19 protein-coding genes and 1 tRNA gene are annotated in these 21107 nt (G+C 48.4%); 6 read left to right on the top strand and 14 right to left on the bottom strand.

Features of this window, described 5'->3' with window-relative positions:
* Positions 1-48: 48 nt before the first annotated feature.
* Positions 49-762: a YebC/PmpR family DNA-binding transcriptional regulator gene (locus GJR95_RS20725; RefSeq protein ID WP_162387675.1), complete on the bottom strand. Its 714-nt coding sequence runs from the start codon at positions 760-762 to the stop codon at positions 49-51.
* 94 nt (positions 763-856) lie between these two features.
* A complete protein-coding gene (lysA, locus tag GJR95_RS20730) occupies positions 857-2119 on the bottom strand; it encodes a diaminopimelate decarboxylase (RefSeq protein WP_162387676.1) in 1263 nt (420 codons plus the stop codon).
* A gap of 42 nt (positions 2120-2161) precedes the next feature.
* Between lysA and GJR95_RS20735 the strand changes: the two genes are divergently transcribed.
* Together GJR95_RS20735 and GJR95_RS20740 are read left to right on the top strand one after the other, a co-directional pair.
* Positions 2162-3514, top strand: coding sequence for an alkaline phosphatase D family protein (locus tag GJR95_RS20735; protein WP_162387677.1), 1353 nt, complete (start codon positions 2162-2164; stop codon positions 3512-3514).
* A 78-nt stretch (positions 3515-3592) separates the two neighbouring features.
* On the top strand, positions 3593-4318 hold the full coding sequence (locus GJR95_RS20740) for a 6-phosphogluconolactonase (protein ID WP_162387678.1): 726 nt from the start codon (positions 3593-3595) through the stop codon (positions 4316-4318).
* 85 nt (positions 4319-4403) lie between these two features.
* On the opposite strand, the gene GJR95_RS20745 is transcribed toward GJR95_RS20740, so the two are convergent.
* Positions 4404-5765: an amidohydrolase gene (locus GJR95_RS20745; protein WP_232541258.1), complete on the bottom strand. Its 1362-nt coding sequence runs from the start codon at positions 5763-5765 to the stop codon at positions 4404-4406.
* A 326-nt stretch (positions 5766-6091) separates the two neighbouring features.
* Between GJR95_RS20745 and GJR95_RS20750 the strand changes: the two genes are divergently transcribed.
* Positions 6092-7408 (top strand): NCS2 family permease, encoded by a 1317-nt coding sequence (locus tag GJR95_RS20750; protein WP_162387679.1) that lies wholly within the window; start codon positions 6092-6094, stop codon positions 7406-7408.
* Positions 7409-7468: 60 nt separating this feature from the next.
* Here the strand turns inward: GJR95_RS20750 and GJR95_RS20755 are convergent, their stop codons facing one another.
* The 11 genes from GJR95_RS20755 to GJR95_RS20805 form a co-directional block, all read right to left on the bottom strand.
* Positions 7469-7900: a BrxA/BrxB family bacilliredoxin gene (locus tag GJR95_RS20755; RefSeq protein ID WP_162387680.1), complete on the bottom strand. Its 432-nt coding sequence runs from the start codon at positions 7898-7900 to the stop codon at positions 7469-7471.
* Between the two features lie 99 nt (positions 7901-7999).
* Positions 8000-8311: a DUF59 domain-containing protein gene (locus tag GJR95_RS20760; protein WP_162387681.1), complete on the bottom strand. Its 312-nt coding sequence runs from the start codon at positions 8309-8311 to the stop codon at positions 8000-8002.
* Positions 8312-8350: 39 nt separating this feature from the next.
* On the bottom strand, positions 8351-8788 hold the full coding sequence (locus GJR95_RS20765) for a SufE family protein (protein WP_162387682.1): 438 nt from the start codon (positions 8786-8788) through the stop codon (positions 8351-8353).
* Positions 8789-8821: 33 nt separating this feature from the next.
* A complete protein-coding gene (locus GJR95_RS42845) occupies positions 8822-9085 on the bottom strand; it encodes a type II toxin-antitoxin system RelE/ParE family toxin (protein WP_162387683.1) in 264 nt (87 codons plus the stop codon).
* On the bottom strand, positions 9064-9255 hold the full coding sequence (locus GJR95_RS20775; RefSeq protein WP_162387684.1) for a hypothetical protein: 192 nt from the start codon (positions 9253-9255) through the stop codon (positions 9064-9066). The genes GJR95_RS42845 and GJR95_RS20775 overlap by 22 nt, the downstream gene beginning before the upstream one ends.
* 22 nt (positions 9256-9277) lie before the next feature.
* Positions 9278-10516, bottom strand: a complete 1239-nt coding sequence (locus GJR95_RS20780) for a cysteine desulfurase (RefSeq protein WP_162387685.1) — start codon at positions 10514-10516, stop codon at positions 9278-9280.
* A gap of 385 nt (positions 10517-10901) precedes the next feature.
* Positions 10902-11291: a DUF4870 domain-containing protein gene (locus GJR95_RS20785; protein WP_162387686.1), complete on the bottom strand. Its 390-nt coding sequence runs from the start codon at positions 11289-11291 to the stop codon at positions 10902-10904.
* A 196-nt stretch (positions 11292-11487) separates the two neighbouring features.
* Positions 11488-14940 (bottom strand): pyruvate carboxylase, encoded by a 3453-nt coding sequence (locus tag GJR95_RS20790; RefSeq protein ID WP_162387687.1) that lies wholly within the window; start codon positions 14938-14940, stop codon positions 11488-11490.
* A gap of 300 nt (positions 14941-15240) precedes the next feature.
* Positions 15241-16032 carry a bacteriorhodopsin gene (locus GJR95_RS20795; RefSeq protein ID WP_162387688.1) on the bottom strand — a complete coding sequence of 264 codons (792 nt, stop codon included), beginning with the start codon at positions 16030-16032 and terminating at the stop codon, positions 15241-15243.
* A gap of 67 nt (positions 16033-16099) precedes the next feature.
* Complete coding sequence (locus GJR95_RS20800) at positions 16100-16753, bottom strand: DUF305 domain-containing protein (RefSeq protein ID WP_162387689.1); 654 nt, start codon at positions 16751-16753, stop codon at positions 16100-16102.
* A 114-nt stretch (positions 16754-16867) separates the two neighbouring features.
* Positions 16868-17668, bottom strand: a complete 801-nt coding sequence (locus GJR95_RS20805) for a Nif3-like dinuclear metal center hexameric protein (protein ID WP_162387690.1) — start codon at positions 17666-17668, stop codon at positions 16868-16870.
* A gap of 349 nt (positions 17669-18017) precedes the next feature.
* Between GJR95_RS20805 and GJR95_RS20810 the strand changes: the two genes are divergently transcribed.
* The 3 genes from GJR95_RS20810 to GJR95_RS20820 all read left to right on the top strand — a co-directional run bounded on the left by GJR95_RS20810 (position 18018) and on the right by GJR95_RS20820 (position 21066).
* The gene (locus GJR95_RS20810; protein ID WP_162387691.1) at positions 18018-19403 is read left to right on the top strand and encodes an MATE family efflux transporter; all 1386 of its coding nucleotides are present in this window, start codon (positions 18018-18020) and stop codon (positions 19401-19403) included.
* 247 nt (positions 19404-19650) lie between these two features.
* The gene (gene hflX / locus GJR95_RS20815; protein ID WP_162387692.1) at positions 19651-20934 is read left to right on the top strand and encodes a GTPase HflX; all 1284 of its coding nucleotides are present in this window, start codon (positions 19651-19653) and stop codon (positions 20932-20934) included.
* Between the two features lie 60 nt (positions 20935-20994).
* Positions 20995-21066: transfer RNA gene (locus GJR95_RS20820), tRNA-Arg, on the top strand.
* Positions 21067-21107 lie beyond the last annotated feature (41 nt).

Consider the following 21107-nt stretch of genomic DNA (forward strand, 5'->3'; position numbering starts at 1 on the left):
ACCAATCCCTTACTCACCCCAATTGCTTTATTACGGAAATGACTTACGCTATCGCATATTGTGATACACCATCTGCACGTCATCGTCTTCTTCGATGCGTTCGATGAGCTTTTCTACATCAGCAACTTCGTCGTCGGTTAATTCTTTGTAGTCGTTTGGAATGCGCTCGAACTCGGCCTGTTTGATATCATAGCCTTTTTCTTCCAGAAACTTCTGAATAGAACCAAACGCCGTAAACTCACCATAGATCACATACTGATTCGCTTCATCGTCGAATTCTATTTCATCGCCCCCAACATCGATCAGTTCCAGTTCCAGCTCTTCCTGATCGATACCGTCGGCCGGAATGCGAAAGACGGATTTCCGGTCGAACAGGAAATCGAGCATACCCTGGGTGCCGAGGCTACCACCGAGTTTATTGAGATAGCTCCGAACGTTGGCTACCGTACGGTTGTGATTGTCGGTTGCCGTTTCGATAACGAGCGCAATGCCGTGTGGAGCATAGGCTTCATAAACGATCTCTTTATAGTCTTCCTGATCCTTCGACGAAGCTTTTTTGATCGCCCGGTCTACGTTTTCCTTCGGCATGTTAGCCGCTTTGGCATTCTGGATAATAGCCCGCAGACGACCATTGGTGTCGGGGTCAGGACCGCCGTTTTTAACGGCGATAACGATATCTTTTCCGATGCGGGTAAAGGTCTTTGCCATTTGCCCCCACCGTTTCATTTTACGCGCTTTCCGGTATTCAAACGCTCTTCCCATTGTGGTTTATGGTTTATGGTATTCGATTTTCAGCATTCGGGTTGCGTGATTCGTGTGTCAGGCAATCATAAATAGAATACTGTAAGCTGTCACCTTATACTTGTTGCTCAATTATTTCTGAATTCAAAACGGGAACGTCAACCTGACCGCGCATCAAATCCTCGAAGGTTTCGCGCTGGCGGATCAGGTATGGATTTCCGTCGTATACCAACACTTCTGCCGGACGAAGGCGGGCATTATAGTTGGAAGACATACTGAAGCCATAAGCCCCTGCATTTTCGAACGACAGCACATCGCCGGGCCGTACGTCAGGCAGTGGCCGGTCGGTAGCGAAGGTGTCTGTTTCGCAGATATAGCCAACGACAGTATACGTTTTCTCGTTACCCAGCGGGTTCGAAACGTTTTTGATGTCATGATAAGCGTCATACATCATGGGCCGGATAAGGTGGTTCAGGCCCGAATCAACGGCTACGAACGTTCTTGTCGGATTTTCTTTAACGATATTGGTCCGTACCAGTAAATGACCGCATTCGCTCACCAGAAACTTACCCGGCTCGAACCAAAGCTCCAGATCCCGGCCATATTGCTGGCAGAAAGCCTGAAAAGTTTCAGAAACCTTACGGCCCAGATCAACGATATCGGTGATGTGATCGCCCGCTTTGTAGGCCACTTTAAAGCCGCTACCGAAATCGATGAATTTAAGATCGGGATAATCGCTGGCGAGTTCGAACAAAACTTCGGCCCCACGCAGAAATGCATTGGCATTTTTAAAATCCGAACCCGTATGAATATGTAAGCCTGCTACCGACATGTGATATTTCTCAACCACAGCCCGAATTTCGGGCCGTTGCAAAATAGAAATGCCAAACTTGGAATCGGCATGGCCCGTCGAAATCTTAATATTTCCACCTTCGGCAATATGCGGGTTAATCCGGATACTGATCGGAACAGCACCACCATAGGTCTGACCAACCCACTCCAGCAAGGGTAGGCTATCGACGTTCAGTTGCAGACCGAGGTCAACCGCTTCACGAATTTCATTGAAAGCCACTCCGCTGGGCGTAAACATGATCTGGCCGGGCTCAAAACCAGCCAACATGCCCATACGCGCTTCATTGACCGACACCGAATCCATTTCAACACCCTGCTGCCGCATCAATTTCAAAATCGATACGTTGGTCAGCGCTTTGGCCGCATACTTGATCTTTAGGTTAACCCCGGCAAAAGATGACCGGAGCAAGCCAATTTTTTCGATAATTTTGTCTGCGTCATATACGTATGCAGGCAAACCGAATTCTTCGGCAATCGCCAACACGTCAACGCCCTGAATCTGATAGTTGCGGTCTTTTAGTTGCATGGTTTCAGTAAACGAACCGCAAAATTACGCCATCTTTCTACTATGTACAATATTCGACACATACTCTTGTTGATACTGTTTGTCAACCCGTTGCTTACAGACGCACAATCGGCAAAAGTAACCCCTGCCGGTAGTAAACTCCAGGCAGGCCCGATGGTGGGTTATTCTGATATGCGGGAGGTCATGTTATGGGCTCAAACCAAAGAGCCAGCCCGTGTTCAGGTTCGCTATCATGAAGCTGGCAAACCCACGCCTGTTTACCTGACGAGTGAAATTCAGACCTCCCGGCAAACGGCTTTTACAGCCCACCTGCTCGCCGATCAGGTGGAACCCGGCAAAAAGTACGAGTACGAGCTGTTAATCGGGGGCAGAAAGGTGAGCCTGCCCTACCGGACCCAGTTTCAAACCCAAAGCCTGTGGCAGTGGCGGACGGACCCACCGGCTTTCCGTTTCGGCGTAGGAAGCTGCACCTACGTCAACGAGGAGGGCACTGACCGGCCCGGTAAACCCTATGGTGGAGGCTACGAGATTTTTACGGCACTAACGGCTCAGAAACCTGATTTTATGATCTGGACAGGCGATAACACCTATACGCGGGAGGTAGACTGGAACAGTCGATCGGGCGTATTACGTCGCTATACCCACACCCGATCATTACCCGAAATGCAGCCTCTGCTGGCTTCAACGCACAATTATGCCGTCTGGGATGATCACGATTATGGCCCTAATGATGCCGATCGCTCTTATTGGCTCAAACCCGTTACGCTTGAAGCATTCAAATTATTCTGGACAAATCCGAATTTTGTTTTTCCGGAAGGATGTGCCGGTACATTTTTCTGGAACGATTGCCAGTTCTTTTTACTGGATGACCGCACGTTTCGTGCCCCAAATGAGAAACCCGATGGACCGGAGAAAGCCTATTTTGGTGACAAACAGATTCAATGGCTCGTCGATGCGCTGACGTTTAGTAAGGCCTCTTTTAAGTTTATCATAACGGGCGGACAAATTATTAATCCAACGGCTGCCTTCGAGAATTACGCGATCTATGGCACCGAACGAGACCGATTGCTTAAAGCGATCACGGAGGCCAAAATTCCGGGGGTCCTGTTCATAACCGGTGATCGTCACCATTCAATTCTTCACAAACTGGATCGTTCGGGCACTTACCCGCTTTACGATCTAACGATTTCACCACTCACGTCCTCAGTTGCACAACCCCGCGCTGATGAGCTGAAACAGCCGACCTATGTAGACGGAACGTTGGTAGCAGAGCGCAATTTCGGATTGCTGAGTGTAGGCGGTCCGCTCAATGATCGGGTTCTGACAATTAAAGTCCATGATCAGAAAGGAGCTGAACGCTGGAGCCGGGATATTCGGGCCAGTGAATTGAAATGAGTATGCCGTTTATCGTTTTCGGTTTTATGGTGTACGAAGAATACCGAAAACGGACTATAAATTTCCCTAAACCAGTTTATGAACCTTAAAAAGTTTTCTGATTACAACACACTTTCGCAGCATACGGCTGAGTATATCGCAGGCATTATTAACAAAAAGCCGGATGCTTTGCTTTGCCTGGCATCGGGCGATACGCCAATTGAAACCTATCATCGATTTGTGGCGCTGGTAAAAGCCGGAAAGGTTGATATTAGCCAGTGCACGTTTGTTGGGCTGGATGAGTGGGTAGGTTTCGGTCCCGACGATGTAGGGAGCTGTTCGTATTACGTCTATCGGGATTTGTTTAATCCACTCAATCTTCGCCCGGAGCAGGTTCATGTTTTCGACGCTAAGGCAAGCGATCTAGCCAGCGAATGTAAACGAATCGATGCGGTTATTCGGTCGAAAGGCGGGTTAGATCTCTTGCTGGTTGGGATGGGCATGAACGGTCATATTGCCCTGAATGAGCCTGGTACACCCTTCAACCTGGGTTGCCATGTTGTTGAACTGGCCGAAAGTACCAAAACCGTTGGCCAGAAGTATTTCGAAACGGAAACTACCTTAACCCAGGGTATTACCATCGGGTTACGTCATCTGGCAGAAGCGCGGAATGTGGTGCTTCTGGTTAGTGGTGAGAAAAAAGCACCGATGCTGCGTCAGGCACTGACCGGGCCTATTACCGAACAGATCCCGGCCAGCATTATCCAAACGCGTCCTAATGCACGTGTTCTGGTCGATGAAGCCGCTGGAAGCTTGCTTATTTGAAACTGTTGACCCAGACCGAGTAGCAGTGTCCTGATTCTTCTGAAAGCCATTGAAATCAGGACACTGCTACTGAATCTGGACTGAACTACTTCAGCTTGAGCACACCCAGTAAAGCGTCTGTACCAATCTGAACACCCCAGGGTATGCCCGCCAGATCGACCATGTAATTCCCATTATGGTTGGCGAATGGGGTTTGTTTGCCTTCTTTTCTGGCGGCTATAACCTTGTCTAGTGGGGCTGTTCCGACGAATATAAAATCATAAACAGATTTCTTATTGTCCAGAACAAGATGATGGAAATCTTCTGACCCCATGGCTGTGGGTAAACCAGCCGAAATCAGACTCCCCTTCTTTACTACTTTTTCCAGCGTCGCATTCACTTTCCTGACGAGCGCTGAATCATTAACGACTGGAAACGAATAGCCCTTTTTCTTCATGATTGGATAAAGACCCATTGGCAGCCCATTGCTGACGGCTATACCGCTATCAATTCGGCTGACACCATCGTACAGCATTTTTCGGGTTTCGGGTTTAAGCCATCTAAAGTTTATTTTCACCAGTGCCGAAGCCGGTATTACGTTATTGTCCTGACCAGCCTGAACGGAGCCAACGGTAAGCACCGCCGGTGTTTGCGGATCATTGCTACGGCTAATTATCGTCTGATATTGCAGGATGGCCTCGCTGGCCATAATGATCGGGTCCTTAGTTGTTTGTGGGGCAGAGCCATGTCCACCAATACCCCGAAATGTAACGTCGAGCTGATCGGTGCCTGCCATCCGGGTGCCCGGAAGATTCATGACCATACCGGTTGGAAATGGGCCTGTGTGCATGGCTAACAGATAGTCGGGCAGGGGTACATTTTTGATAAAAACGGGGTCTTCCCTCATGGCTCTGGCGCCCATTATTGGTTCTTCGGCCGGTTGAGCGACCAGTACCAGGGTTCCTTTCCAATCCTGCTGGAGCGTTTTCATGAGTTTTGCGATGCCCAACAGCCAGGTAATGTGCGCATCGTGTCCACAGGCGTGCATCGTTGGCACCTCATTTCCATCCGGCAGTTTTACGGTTGCGGTGCTGGCATAGGGTAGCTCCGTTGTTTCTTTAACCGGTAGCGCATCCATATCGGCTCGAAACATAACCGTTGGCCCATCGCCATTTTTCAGAATGCCAACAACACCCGTTTTGCCAACCCCTGAATAGACCTCATAGCCTAAGCTTTTAAGCTCTTCGCTGACAATATCGGCCGTTCTGGTTTCCATAAAGCCCAGTTCCGGATGGGTGTGGAGGTCTTTATACATGGACACCAGCCGGGCAGAGTCGGTATAGGCTAGCTGACGTACTTTGACAAGGAGCGCATCGGACGGTTGAGCAGTAGATCTTAATCCGAAAAGAACACAACAGATAATAAGACAATACCTGACCTGCGGAGAGAGGAAATATAGATTCGCCATGAACAACAAAATTGAATTATAAGCTAATGTAATCAAATGGCCGACCGATCCAGTGTATTTTGCTGTGAAACTTAATTGATATTATATTTTGTGTAATTGCTTATTTGTAAAATAATATTTTAGTGATAATTTGAAATTTATCATACCGGAACTTTCCAGAAAGCCCTGAGTACTTAAAGCTGATGAGACAATTGGCTGGCTTTACATCTGATTGAGCCGATAAATGATCGATCCTGTACCGTTCAGGAAGGGCTTATTTATCCTTATTTATTGTCGTTCTTGAGCATACGTTGTATGTTCAGCAATCGATGACAACCGTAAACCGAATGTTTCAACAATATACGTCCACTACGTCCCGCCGTACTGAAGTCCTTGCCGGTATTTCAACCTTTCTGGCAACGATGTACATCATCGTTGTTAACCCGTCAATTTTGAGTCAGGCTGGTTTGCCATTCAGTGGTGTATTGACGGCAACGGTTTTGTTGTCCTTCTTTTGCAGTCTGATGATGGGGCTCTATGCCCGCAATCCAATTGTGGTTGCACCGGGCATGGGGTTAAATGCTTTTTTTACATTCACGGCCGTTAAAGGAATGGGCATTCGGCCTGAAGTGGCACTGGGAGCCGTGTTTTGGGCCGGTATTTTGTTTTTGCTGTTATCGGTGCTGAATGTGCGTTCGGCCATTGTCCGTATCATTCCACTGCCTATTCGTTACGCTGTTTCTGCCGGAATCGGTCTGTTTATTACGCTGATCGGCCTCGAGAATGCCCGATTTATTGTCGCCAATCCGGCAACACTGGTCAGTGCTGCTCACCTGACCGATCCTATCCTATTGACCTTTGTTTTTGGCTTGCTGTTAACCAGTATTCTGGTTGTGCGCGATGTGCCAGGAGCGATCATTATCGGGATTATTCTGACCACATTGGCTGCCTGGCCCATTGGTCGGTATTGGGGCGATGCATCGGCTATTAACGTTGGCCAGAAAACGCTGGTCAATAGTCAGGGCATATGGGCCGCGCCCGATTTCTCATTAATTGGTAAGCTGGATCTGACCAACTCGCTGACATGGGCGCTATGGCCCGTGATTTTTGCCTTTGCCTTTACCGATCTGTTCGACAGTCTCTCTACGTTTGTAGGCGTTGCTGAAGCAGGTGGTTTGCAGGACGCCGATGGCCAGCCCAGGAATCTGAATCGTTCATTGCTGACCGATGCCGTTTCAACAACGCTGGCAGGCTTGCTGGGGACTAGTCCTGGTACCGCCTATATTGAATCGGCGGTCGGCATTGCGCAGGGTGGGCGTACAGGCCTTACCGCTATCGTTGCGGGCTGTTGCTTTCTGCCTTTTCTGTTTCTGTCGCCGTTGTTATCGATTATTCCGTCCATTGCAACGGCTCCCGCTCTGGTATTGGTTGGGGCTTTCATGATGAAGCCCGTTACACGAATCAACTGGGGCCAATTAGACGATGCACTGCCTGCTTTTCTGGCACTCGTGCTGATTCCGTTCAGCTATTCGATTACTCAGGGCCTAATCTGGGGATTTCTGTCGTGGACAGTCATTAAAGTGGCAGTCGGGAAGAGTCGGGAGATACCCATTGGCCTGTGGATAGTCGATGTGTTTTGTGTGTTAGCCTTATTCTCGGCATAATAAATACAAAACGGCCCGACTGAAATTTCAATCGGGCCGTTTTGTATTTATCTTAATTACTTATGCGTTGGCTGGCGTACAAAACTCTTCCAGTGCCATTTCGAGGTGTTGGGAAATCATTTGCGCCGAACGCCCTTCGATATGGTGCCGCTCGATGAAATGTACCAGATCGCCATCTTTAAAAATACCGATGGCTGGCGATGATGGTGGATAAGGAAGTAGGTACTCCCGCATCTTGGCCGTAGCTTCCAGATCGCCACCGGCAAATACCGTCACCATTTTGTCGGGCTTAACAGCACTGGCCGTTAAGGCTGCCTTTACGCCCGGACGGGCCGCACCCGCAGCGCAACCACAAACCGAATTGACAACGACAAGCATCGTGCCTTCAGCATTTTCCATCGTGTTCACCACGTCGTCGGCGGTGGTCAGTTCCTGAAACCCGACGCTCGTCAGGTCTTCCCGCATCGGGACAAGCAAATGAGGAGGATACATAATTAGTTTACAGTTTTTACAGTTATTAATGATCCGCCGTAGCGGTTTGCAGGTATGTCACTGGCAGGTTAAAGACCCGTTAGCGACCAACTGCTATGTTTACATAAATCCTAATTCAAGTTTGGCTACTTCCGACATCAGTTCGGTGGAGTAGGGGGGATCGAACGTTAGCTCAACGCTTACGTCGTTAACTCCATCAATAGCTCGCACCTTCTCTTCGATCTCCGCCGGAATTGACCCTGCTGATGGGCAGGACGGTGAGGTCAGCGTCATCAAAATATAGACGTTATTGACCGGGAATATTTTAATGTCGTAAATCAGCCCCAGCTCGTACACATCCACCGGAATTTCGGGATCATATACGCCTTTTAGCGCTAGTACGACTTGTTCTTTTAGTTCTTCGTCTGTCATTGCAAAGAGACGTTAATGCGTAAATAGTTAGACGTTATGTTAGTCTGCCTGAGCGACCTGGCTGGTGTAAGCGCGGCCGTAGGCTTTCATACGTTCAATCATTGAGGCCAATCCGCCCGCCCGAAGTGAGGTAATCAGGTTACCCATACCAACTCGTGGGATGAAATACAGATCAGCTTTGGCAATATCTTCGGGTTTTTCGCCCGACAGCACCCGAATCAGCAAACTAACCAGCCCTTTTGAAATTTGTGCCGTTCGTTCGCTATCACCGTTGAAGTAGAGTCGGTCGTCTTTAAACTCCGCATCGACCCACACTTTTGACTGACAGCCCATAATACGGTTTTCGTCCGTTTTACTGGTTTCGGGCATGGGAGGCAGTTTTTTGCCCAGATCTATGATGTATTGCGTCTTGTCGAGCTGATCCTCGAACAAGTCGAATTCTTCGATAATTTCGTCCTGTTTCTCGTTAATGGTCATCCTCAAAGTTTTCCTAACTGGCTGGCTTGGTGCCTAACGCCAATAATTGTTATCATATCGTGTAGGTATATATAGCAAGCGATAATTCCCTACTAATATTTCCCTAAGATGACTAAGTTCTTTTTCTGGAACTTTGCGGCCCATTTCCGGAAATGATTCCAGTAAACTTAGCTTTTTAGTCAGTTCATTCGACCAGTTGTCAACGTAAGCTAGCGGAGAGCGTGAAAGATAATGGAGAACATCACGTAAATCTTCTTTGGCTTCGTCTGTCCATATTATCGGTGCGCCTGTATCCATTCTTTCATTTCCCGCATGACATCCTCATTCTTGTGGCCCTTATTATGACTCATTTCGTCCATCGCCTTTTCATAGCGTTCGAGTATAATGAGCCGTTCCACTGCCTCATCAAGAGATATTTTCTCCGGTAACTGGCTGAATGATTCAATAATAGCAGCTGTACTGATCATACGAAAAACAAGTTAGGCATTATCAAAGCATCATTTTCTGCACCCGATGCAAACCCTGCACAAGCCGATCAACCTCTTCTCTGGTGTTATAAACCGCAAATGACGCCCGCGTAGTTCCTGCTATTCCGAAACGTTGCATCAGCGGTTGGGTGCAGTGATGACCCGTCCGGACAGCTATACCCTGCTGATCCAGAATGACGCCCGTATCCTGATGATGAATACCATCGAGCACAAACGAAATGACACCGATTTTGTGCTTTGCCTGACCGATAATGCGTAGACCGTTCAGCTCGCTCAATTGTTCTGTAGCGTACTGAAGCAGGTCGTTTTCGTGGGCGGCAATGTTTTCTTTACCTAAGCCAGCCATATATTCCAGCGCCGTTTTAACCGCGATCACATCGGCAATATTGGGTGTACCAGCCTCGAATTTATACGGCAGGTCGTTATAGGTCGTTTTGGCAAACGTGACTTCCTTGATCATCTCGCCCCCGCCCCGGTAAGGCGGCATGGCGTCGAGAATATCTTTTTTACCATACAGGACACCCATACCTGTTGGGCCATATAATTTATGGGCAGAAAGAACATAAAAATCAGCGTCCAGCGCCTGTACATCCAGCTCAAGGTGCGAGCTTGCCTGTGCCCCATCGATCAGGACAACCGCTCCAACAGCGTGCGCTTTATCAATGATGGTCTTGACCGGATTGATCGTTCCGAGCGAATTCGAGACGTGAACGCAGGAAACAAATTTTGTTTTCTCCGACAAAAGCTTTTCGTACTCGTCGATCAGCAATTCGCCATTGTCATCAACGGGGATAACTTTAAGAACGCACCCCTTTTCTTCGCACAGCATTTGCCAGGGAACAATGTTGGAATGGTGTTCCATGGTCGAGATAATGATCTCATCGCCCTCTTTCAAAAACCGACGGCCATACGTCTGAGCAACCAGGTTAATTCCGTCAGTAGTGCCGTAGGTAAAGATGATTTCCTGCCAGTGTTTTGCATTCAAAAACGCCTGGACAGCCCGGCGAGATGCTTCAAATGCCGCTGTTGCCTGCTCGGCCAGGTGGTGAATACCCCGGTGAATGTTAGCGTTGTAGCCTTCATAATAGCGGGTTAAGGCATGAATGACTGGAAGCGGCTTTTGATTCGTAGCTGCATTGTCGAAATAGACCAATGGACGCCCGTTTACTTCCTGATCAAGTATGGGGAAGTCCTGACGAATTTTTTGTATATCGAGGGTACTTTCTAAAGCCGACTGCATGGGGTATTCGCGATAAAAGAAATAAGTTAATCAAAACTCCGACCGAAAAGTCATACTTAAAACGCAAAGTGAGGGTGATTAGGTTCGGGTGAAATCCCTGAGAATTGGATTAGCGGATGAAGTGAAATGCGCTCTTCCAGATTAAAAGTTCCGTTTTGGATTATCTCTAAAAAAGGGTTAAGGGGCTTTATAATCAACTTATTATATTGGCTTTGTTGCTGTAATAAAGCCAACTATTGCTAGATGGAATTCGGATAAGAGGCTTTAGAAATGACAAAATCCCAATGAGATCTTTAGTGACTCTCAATGGGATTTTGACCAGAATGGCGATTGGAATTATAGAGTCAAGCTGCTGAAAGACGATAAGATAACATGACGCCCTGGCTTATTTAATAAACCGAATGGTCAGTGGATACCGGTAATATTCGCCGTTATTCGCTTTAACAGCGGCAATAACGGTGAAAACAAGCCACACGACTCCCACTACCCAAATAAGAAACACACCAATTAAAATGAGCATCAATAGAAACGATAAACAGGCCGCAATTGCTATTGTGATGTTGAAGTTTACCGCTTCTTTGCCATGAAAGTCCACAAATGCAGACTTTTCTTTCTGAATCTGCCAGATGACTAACGGGAGCACAATACTACCAATCAGCACAAATGAGCCGGGTAGGGCGCTTAAGTGAGTGAACATCGCCCACATACGAGCATCAGACTCGCTAAGGGGTACGGGAGCGGGTGATAAAGGCGGAGTTGATGGCTGATTCTCCATGATGCAAGGGGTTCGTTTAGAGGTAGTAATTTGGTGTAAATTTTTGTTTTACACAACGTTATCCACAAAAAACACGCAGTAAATACTCCAACTTCTCAGACTTATCAGGTACAGAAAAACATCCCGAAACAAGAAGTCCCGGTTTTGCTAAAACCGGGACTTCTTGATACTGACCACTGGTTTCAGGAGTTTGCCATTACGACAATTCAACCACACAGTCGTCCTGTTCGACCACAACGCCTTCTTTGAGCGGAATCTTATCGACCTTCCCTGCTTTAGGGGCTGCTACGATACTTTCCATTTTCATGGCCTCAATCACAAACAGCGGCTGGTTTTTCTTAACCTCATCGCCCGCTTTAACCAGTATTTTTGTGAGCCGACCTTGCAGGGGAGCGCCCACATCGCCCGCTTTACCAATCTTGGCGTTCATCGCTTTTTCAACCTTCGACGCTCTGTCGCGAACCTGAACCTGGCGGCTCTGTCCATTCAGTTCAAAGGTAATTGTCCGCATTCCGAACTCATTCGGTTCTGATTTGAACAACAGCCGAACAAGGATATTTTTACCCTCTTCAATGTTGATCAAAATCTCTTCATTCTCTTTCAGACCGTAGAAAAATGCCGGGGTCGGAATAATGCTGACATCGCCATATTGCTCGTTGGCTTTATAGTATTCGTCATACACCTTCGGATACATCTGATACGACAGATAATCGACGAACCCATCACTCAACGGATATTTCTTCTGGAAAGCGGCAAAATCGGCGTCGAAGTCAATCGGTTTAAGGTGCTCATTTGGACGCCCGGTGATGGGTTGATCGCCCTTCAGGATAACCTGCTGGATATCTTTTGGGAAACCGCCTACGGGTTGGCCCAGAATCCCTTTCATCAGTTCTTTCACCGATTCCGGAAACGATAGCGATTCGCCCCGAGTCAATACGTCATCGGCGGTCAGGTTGTTGGCGGTCATGAAAATCGCCATGTCTCCCACCACTTTCGACGAAGGAGTTACCTTCACAATATCACCGAACAATTGGTTCGCTACCGAATAATTCTTTTTGAGTGTTTCGAATTTGTCGCCCAGGCCCGTTGCAAAAGCCTGCGGTTTCAGGTTTGAATACTGCCCTCCCGGAATTTCATTCTCGTACACTTCAGCGCTCCCCGCTTTCATACCCGACTCGAATGGGTAGTAGTATTCGCGGACGTCTTCCCAATAGTTGGAGTACGCATTGAGCGACGATAAATTGATGGGACATTCGCGTTCATGCCCCTGCATCATGGCGACAACGGAATTGAAATTGGGTTGCGAGGTTAGGCCCGACAAGGCTCCCAGCGCACAATCGACGATGTCGACACCGGCATCAATGGCTTTTAGGTAGGTCGCGGCCTGAATGCCTGCCGTATCGTGCGTGTGCAGATGAACCGGGATGCTCACCGCTTTTTTCAATTCGCGTACCAGTACATCAGCCGCCAGCGGTTTCAGAAGGCCCGCCATGTCTTTGATGGCCAGCATATGCGCACCTTCGTCTTCGAGTTGCCGGGCCAGATCCAGGTAATATTGCAGATTATACTTCTTGTGTTTTGCCGGATCGAGCATGTCGCCAGTGTAGCAGATAGCCGCTTCGCAAAGGGCGTCTGTCCGTTCGCGAACGGCTCGAATGCTCACTTTCATGGCTTCATTCCAGTTCAGGGAGTCGAAGATCCGGAAGATATCGATACCCGTTTCCCAGGATTTTTCGACGAATTTTTCAATCAGATTGTCCGGATAGGCCGAATAGCCAACCGCATTGGAGCCCCGGAACAGCATTTGTAGCAGCATGTTCGGCATGGCTTCGCGTAGGGCGGCCAGGCGTTTCCACGGACTTTCGTAGAGGAACCGCATCGATACGTCGAACGTAGCTCCACCCCATACTTCCATGGAGAACAGATCTGGATGGTTTTTGGCAAACCCTTCGGCTACTTTTTGCAGATCCTGCGTTCGAACGCGGGTTGCCAGCAGCGACTGGTGACCATCGCGGAAGGTCGTATCGGTATAGAGAACGCACTTCTGGTCGAGTACCCACTGTGTAAAGTTCTCCCGGCCCAATTCCTTCAATCGATCCCGATTCCCGGCAGGGTAGGGGCCAAATGTATCGTAAGGAGGTACGATAGGCGTCCTGAAAAACTTGGTATCATCTTTCTTTTTTACTTCCGGATTGCCGTTGACAATAACGTCGGCGAGGTAGTTAAGCACCCGTGTCGAGCGGTCCTGTGGCTTCCGTAAGTCAAACAGCTCCGGGTGTGATTCGATGAACGAAACCCGCGCTTCTCCGCGCTGAAAAATTGGGTGGCTGATTACATTCAGCAGGAATCCAATGTTGGTCTTTACGCCCCGAATCCGGAATTCCAGCAAAGCACGGGTCAGGCGTTGAGTGGCTCCCTTTAAGGTTCGGCCCCGCGCCGATACCTTTACGATCATCGAGTCGAAGTAGGGCGAAATTTTCATGCCCGCATAGCTACTGCCTTCATCGAGCCGTATGCCGAAACCAGCCGCATTACGGTAGGCGATGATCGTGCCAAAATCAGGCTTGAACCCGTTGGTTGGGTCTTCGGTAGTGATTCGACACTGAATTGCGAATCCATTCAGCGGAATCTCATCCTGATGGTGGATGTAGATGCCGTTATCAGATAGTTTGTAACCCATCGCAATCAGGATTTGTGTCCTGACAATATCGATGCCCGTTACTTCTTCCGTGATCGTATGCTCAACCTGAATTCGGGGGTTGACCTCGATAAAATAAATGTTTTCGTTTTTATCGACCAGAAATTCAACAGTACCTGCGTTCGAATACTTCACGGCCCGACCCAACTGAAGCGCATATTCATACAGTTTCTGTTTGGTTTCCTGCTTCAAACCAAAGGAGGGCGCTACCTCAACAACCTTCTGGAATCGGCGCTGAACCGAGCAATCGCGTTCGTATAGGTGAACGATATTGCCGTGCTGATCGCCAAGGAGCTGTACTTCAATATGTTTGGGGTCTTCAATGAATTTTTCCAGAAAAATGGTGTCATCCCCGAACGCATTACGCGCTTCATTTTTGGCCTCCGTAAATGCTTTTTCAAATTCTTCGGCCTGACGTACAACCCGCATCCCACGTCCACCGCCACCGGCAGCGGCTTTCACCATAACCGGAAAACCAATCCGCTCGGCTTCTGACAGGGCAAACTCCGGGCTCATGTTTTCTTCTCGAGAATCAGGAATAAGGGGCACCCCTGCCGTAGTCGCCAGATTTTTCGCTCTTACTTTATCGCCCAGCGCATCCATCGCTTCCGGCGACGGCCCAACGAAAATAATACCTTCTTCGCGGCACCGGCGGGCTAGCTTTACGTTTTCAGATAAAAAACCATATCCTGGGTGAATCGCGTCGATCTTATGCCGTTTAGCCAGTAGAACGATACCTTCGACATCGAGATAGGGTTTCAGAGGTTCCTCGTCGCGGCCGATCTGATAGGCTTCATCGGCTTTGTAACGGTGCAGTGAATAACGGTCTTCGTAGGTGTAAACGGCAACAGTCGTGATGCCAAGCTCGGTAGCAGCCCGCATGATACGGATAGCGATTTCACCCCGATTGGCGACTAATAGACGTTTGATGGGACGGATGTATTCCTTCATAATTCTCAATAAAAGCAGCTTAAAGCTATGAGATTGTCAAATGACAAAGCAAGATTGTTGAAAATTCTGAAAAACCATCCATTCACCGTAGGATCATTGGATAAGACAGGATTTTCAAGGAATATTACAGGATTAGTCTGTTTTCTATAATCTGTATACGTCTCGTACGCAATCGGCATAAAAATCGTGATCTTTTACAAGGTTTTCGTTCAGGTATATGCTATGGTTTAATGGCTAACCGTGGCACATACCTGAGGTAGATTGCCAAAAATATAGAGCCGTAATGATGCTAACAATGAGCTACTTGGTTGCGGCTTTTCCTGCCCAATAGGCAATTAATCCTACGCCAGCTTTATTGATGAGATCAGCAAGTGAATAGGCGATATGAAGCCAGTTCGTATCGATGTCGAGTACCGTCAGACTATAACCGATTGGGTAAACACCCCAGAATGTAACGGTAGTAAGTGCCATCAATCGATAAGCCCATTGCTCTTCGGGCAAGGCGTGGCTTGCAAATTGCTTCCAGAATTTGTGGAGGCTAATGGGGATCATGACGTAGCCAATCGCTGAAACTCCGCCCCAGAGTAATTTTGGGCCGACCAGAATTTCGTTGTCGAACGCAAGCTGTTGCTCGCCAAGGTAGCCAGCCAAAATCATAAAGAAATCAGCCAGTAGCATGATCATTAATGGGCGCTTAATGCTTCGTAAGTCGATTCTGAGCATCAATACCATGTTGATCAGCAACAGGGGCGTGGTAACGGCCCATTCCATGTACCGATATTGGCCAATGGCGTTATAGGATTCCCGAATAAGTGTTTGCCGGTTTTCTGCATCCGAAAGAGTAGCCAGCTCGGCCAGCATATCGTGGTAGTAGCCTTGTATGAAGAAGTAGGAAAGACCCGCAATGGCTGAAACAATGGCCGTCAGGGTTTGCGATGTCTGGTAGCTGGAACTGACACGGGTACGCGCCGATAATGCAAAGATAAAATTTCCCAGAAAAGCGTACATGGTCACCATCAAAAGGAAGTAAGTGACCATGGAAAGTAAGCCAACAGCGCCCGCCGTTGGAATAAATGTATCGGATAGCTTCATAAAAAAAACAGTACTGTCGAATGAGAACCGGCTCATTCAGCAGTACTGTCGCTATACTTAGTACTGGTTAGTTCTGCTTGGGTAATGCGGCTTTAGCCTGGGTCATTTCTGCCTGTGCTTTCGTGACCAGTTTCTGAGCGTAATCTTTCAGTGTAGCATTTTTGCCGTATTGCAGATATGTATTGGCCAGATCGATGGCATCCTGCCGGTGATCGAGCAGAATAGTAACGAAGTTCTTATCGAAATCACTTGTCAGTTTATCTTCTATACCACCCTGCTGTAGTTTCAGCGCCATAGCCTGCACATTGCGGCTCTGTTGCTGGGTGAATGCCTGATTAGGGCGGGATGGCTTAAGTTGCTTCAAGGTTTCGTCGACCAAAGCCGCATCGCTTTGGGTGGCCGTTAATAAAGTCTGGGCCATCTGTTTCAGTGATGAATCTTTGCCATTCTGAATCTCCTGCTTCAATAAATCCTGTTCGCCCTGGGTGTGGAGCTTTGTCTGGAATGCATAATCAAAGTCGGGGTCACCCGTTGGCTGTAATTTCTTGATTTTATCCATCATTTGCCGCATTGGTTGCAGCAGTTGTGTTTTAGCCGGGTCAGTCGTTGCTGTAGACGCCGTAGCTGCGCCGGTAGTCGCCTGCGCACAAGCAACTAATGAGCCACCAGCCAGTGAGCCTGCCAGCAGCCAAAGGAAGATATTAGCGTGTAGGGTTTTCATCGTGTTTAATTTATTATAAGTACGATACGATAGTTGGATAAACGCTGCCAAGTTAAGCAGCTCCTTATTAAAGACAAACTAAGGCAAAAATGGTTTAACACATTCTTCATGTTGCTAGGCAGAATTGTTAGTACTCATGACCGTAACGGTTTGCCCACTTATGGGCATCACGATCTCTACTGTTGGCCATCGATCGTGCAATAGATCTGCCAGAGCCCGCAGGCCCCATTCTTCGCTCCGCAGGTGCCCAATGGAAATGACGGCTATGCCCGTATCATCTACGGCCGGCTGCGCTGGTTTTCTATACTGACCGGTCAAATAAAGATCAGCGTTGCGCTCGTAGGCTTCCCGAATTAAGCCCTCATTCATCGCCCCCACAACCGCAATTCGGCTAATCGTATGGGCCCCCGTTGGGCAACGGCCTGCTTCGGCTCTATCATATCCGCCAAAGAGACTGTTAACTTCCCGAAGTAGGGCATCAAATTCCTGCCCGACAATATCGAATAGCATACCGATGGGGCGCTCGGGAAGCAATTTGCCATTGTCGGCTGTTGCCTGCTTGAATCCCAATGGTTCAGGTTGTCCAAGTTTGCTCATTAGACTGGCCAGTAGGGGATTGTAACCCATTGTCAGCGTTTCATCGAACGGTAAGTGATGCGATAAAATGCCAATATCCTGAGGGATTCTGATCGTATCGAGCTTCCACGGACGATGGATCCAGAGCGCATCGATTTGATGATCAGCAATCCATTCGGGCAAATCAGGCCAGGGTTCGAGGGCAAGGCCCAAACGCGTAACGGGCCGGTCAGAAGGGTGATAAATTCCGCCTTGTTCACTATGATCATAGCGATCGATAGAAAATTCGTTTTTCAGGAAATCGGCTAGTTCATTAAGGCTGCACCATTGATTATTCATACGCCAAACACCTGCTATTTTTGACACAAATTACTTGTCATCAACAGGAAGGTTAAATTTAATGATCAGGTTGTCAACTAAATAAACCTCGCAAAAACGTTCCTGTTCAGTATTTTAATCTGCCGTTTACTCAAACCCGTTTGACTTTGTCATAAAGAAAGTAGTAAGTTTGCGGTCTAAATGCGCTCGCTGCAGCGCCCGAAAAGCCCATGAAGTTCCTCGCTTAAAAACCCACGCGGTTTTTTCTTCTTCAAGTTCCTGTCGCCCAGCTGGGCCGATCGTTTCCATTTTACTATTCTTCATGCATTGTCTGTAGTCATCGTGACTTCGGCATAGCCTTTTTGATCCAATGACCAAATTTTTTCGGTTATTCCTGGCCGCATTGCGTGGTACAGAAACCAATTTTACGTCCGGTAGTATCAACCGGGCCATCTTTTTACTGTCGGTTCCGATGATTCTGGAAATGGTCATGGAGTCGCTGTTTGCCGTTGTCGATGTATTTTTTGTCGCCAAAATCGGTACAGAAGCCATTGCTACTGTGGGCCTTACCGAATCGGTGCTGACCATTGTATACTCCATTGCTATTGGCCTCAGCACAGCCGCCACTGCCCTTGTATCCCGCCGGGTTGGTGAGGAAAACCACCGGGGGGCAGGTACCGTGGTGGGGCAGGTCATTCTGGTGTCAACAGCATTAGGACTCTTCATGGGCCTGGTCGGTTTTGCCTTTGCCGAAGATATACTGCGACTGATGGGTGGCGACGAAAAGCTGATCGGCAATGGTGTAGGGTTCACCCGGATGATTTTCGCCAGCGCGCCCGCGATCATGTTACTCTATACACTGAGTGGCTGTTTGCGCGGTTCGGGCGATGCGTCGGTGGCGATGCGGTCGCTGTGGCTGGCTAACGGCGTCAACATTGTGCTATGTCCGGTATTTATTTTCGGACTGGGGCCATTTCCTGAACTGGGTGTTATGGGGTCGGCGGTGGCAACGACCATTGGCCGAACGATGGGCGTTCTGTATCAATTAAACGCCCTGACGCGTGTGAAAGGGGCCATTCAGGTGTTGCGCTCGGATGTTATACCCGATATGAGTCTGATCAAAAATCTGCTCAGTCTGGCTGTTGGAGGAACCAGTCAGTTTCTGGTTGGCTCGGCCAGCTGGATATTCCTGACGCGTATTTTATCGACCTTTGGTAGCGATGTGGTGGCTGGGTATACCATTGCCATTCGGATTATTGTGTTTACAATTCTGCCTTCGTGGGGTATGGCCAATGCGGCTGCTACGCTGGTTGGGCAGAATCTGGGGGCTAATCAGCCCGAACGTGCCGAAACCTCCGCCTGGCGGGCGGCTTTCTGCAACATGCTCTTTTTAGCCGCCGTTGGCGTTGGTTTCTTCCTGGGGGCCACTCCCATAGTTGGCTTGTTCGACAACAACGTCCGGGTAGTAGCCATCGCGGTAGAATGTCTGCGCGTATTTTGCCTGGGCTATCTGTTTATGGCGTATGGAATGGTATTGAGCCAGTCGCTCAATGGCGCAGGCGACACCCGTACCCCAACAATCATTAACATTTTTTGTTTTTGGGTCGTTGAAATTCCACTTGCCTATACGCTTGCTCACCTACTGAACTGGGGTCCTGAGGGTGTATTCTGGTCGGTAGCTATCAGCGAGACATTATTGGCAGGAATTGCGATCTGGGTTTTCCGGCGGGGACACTGGAAAATGGTTCAGGTGTAATGCTATTCAGTTGGTTTCGGCAGAATGATCGGGCAGATTCGCTGTCGAAACTTTTAGTCAAAATGGCCCGTTATAATTTACAGGCTTATAGCTTATCAGAAAGAGGCCCTTTGGGTTAATAACACCTGATGGATTGATCATCGCATTGGCGAGCAGTTTTTCAGGATCGGGTTTGCGGATCTGATAGTACCTGGGAAATACGCTCTTTCATAAGCTATAAATTGCCTAATCACCACTAAGAATTTACATGGTCGACACTCATAAACAACCCGAAACCGCTGTGTTGGTCGCGCTGATTACGCAAAAGCAAACCGCCGACCAAACCAAAGAATACATAGACGAATTAGCGTTCCTGGCCGAAACGTCGGGTGTTAAAACGATAAAATCATTTACCCAAAAACTCGATCGGCCCGATACCCGGACCTTCGTGGGCAAGGGGAAACTGGAAGAAATTCAAACCTTTATTCTGGCTAATCCGGTCGATAGCATCATTTTCGATGATGATCTGACTCCGGCTCAAGTGCGTAACCTCGAAGCTGAATTTAAGGAGATCAAAGTCCTTGATCGTAGCCTGCTTATTCTGAATATTTTTTCGATGCGGGCGCAGACAGCCCAGTCGCGTGTTCAGGTCGAACTGGCCCAATATCAGTATCTGTATCCACGTCTGACTCGTATGTGGACGCACCTTAGCCGCCAGAAAGGTGGTACGGGAATGCGCGGACCGGGTGAGAAGGAGCTTGAAACTGACCGCCGGATTGTAAAAGACCGAATCGCGTTTCTGAAGGAGAAACTCGCCAAGATCGATAAACAAAGTGTCACACGTCGAAAAGAACGAGATCGGTTGGTGCGGGTAGCTCTGGTGGGTTACACAAACGTTGGTAAATCGACCCTCATGCGAACGATGGCTAAAACGGACGTGTTTGCCGAAAATAAGCTTTTTGCTACGGTCGATTCGACGGTTCGGAAGGTAACCCTCGGTAATATCCCGTTCCTGTTGACAGATACCGTCGGGTTTATCCGTAAACTGCCAACAACGCTGATCGAGTCGTTTAAATCGACATTGGACGAGGTACGTGAGGCTGATATTCTGGTTCATGTGGTGGATGTCTCACATCCGAATTTTGAAGAGCAGATTGAGGTTGTCAATACGACGCTGGCCGATATTAATGCCGCCGATAAACCGATGGTGCTGGTTTTCAATAAAATGGACCAATTTGCGCCAAAAGACGAATGGGCAGAGAAAACTCCTTCGTTGGCCGACGATGAATTCAGTGATGACTTGTCGCACGAAGAAGTTGTCATTCCGGTTGCTGTGCGCCGGAAAACGGCGCTGGAGTATTTGAAGAAAACCTACCTGGCCCAAAAGGCAGATTATGTTGCCTTCATTTCGGCGCAGACTGGCGAGAACGTCGGTGAGCTACGGGAGTTGCTTTATGATCTGGTCAAGGAGAAACATTACCAGATTTACCCAAACTGGGTGCATGTACCACTAACCGAATCGGCCGAATATGGCGACGGTTTGGCAGGTTGACGGATTTTCGTCAAATTTGTATTTACAAAGACGAGCGGTCAGAATGGCCGCTCCTTTTTTGGTCTCGTAGTTCAACGGATAGAATAGACGTTTCCTAAACGTTTGATATGGGTTCGATTCCCGTCGAGACCACCCCCTTCCAAATCAAGGCTAATCAGTTTCGGAGTATAAAA

This window comes from Spirosoma endbachense (assembly GCF_010233585.1).
In the GTDB taxonomy this organism is placed as follows: Bacteria; Bacteroidota; Bacteroidia; order Cytophagales; family Spirosomataceae; genus Spirosoma; species Spirosoma endbachense.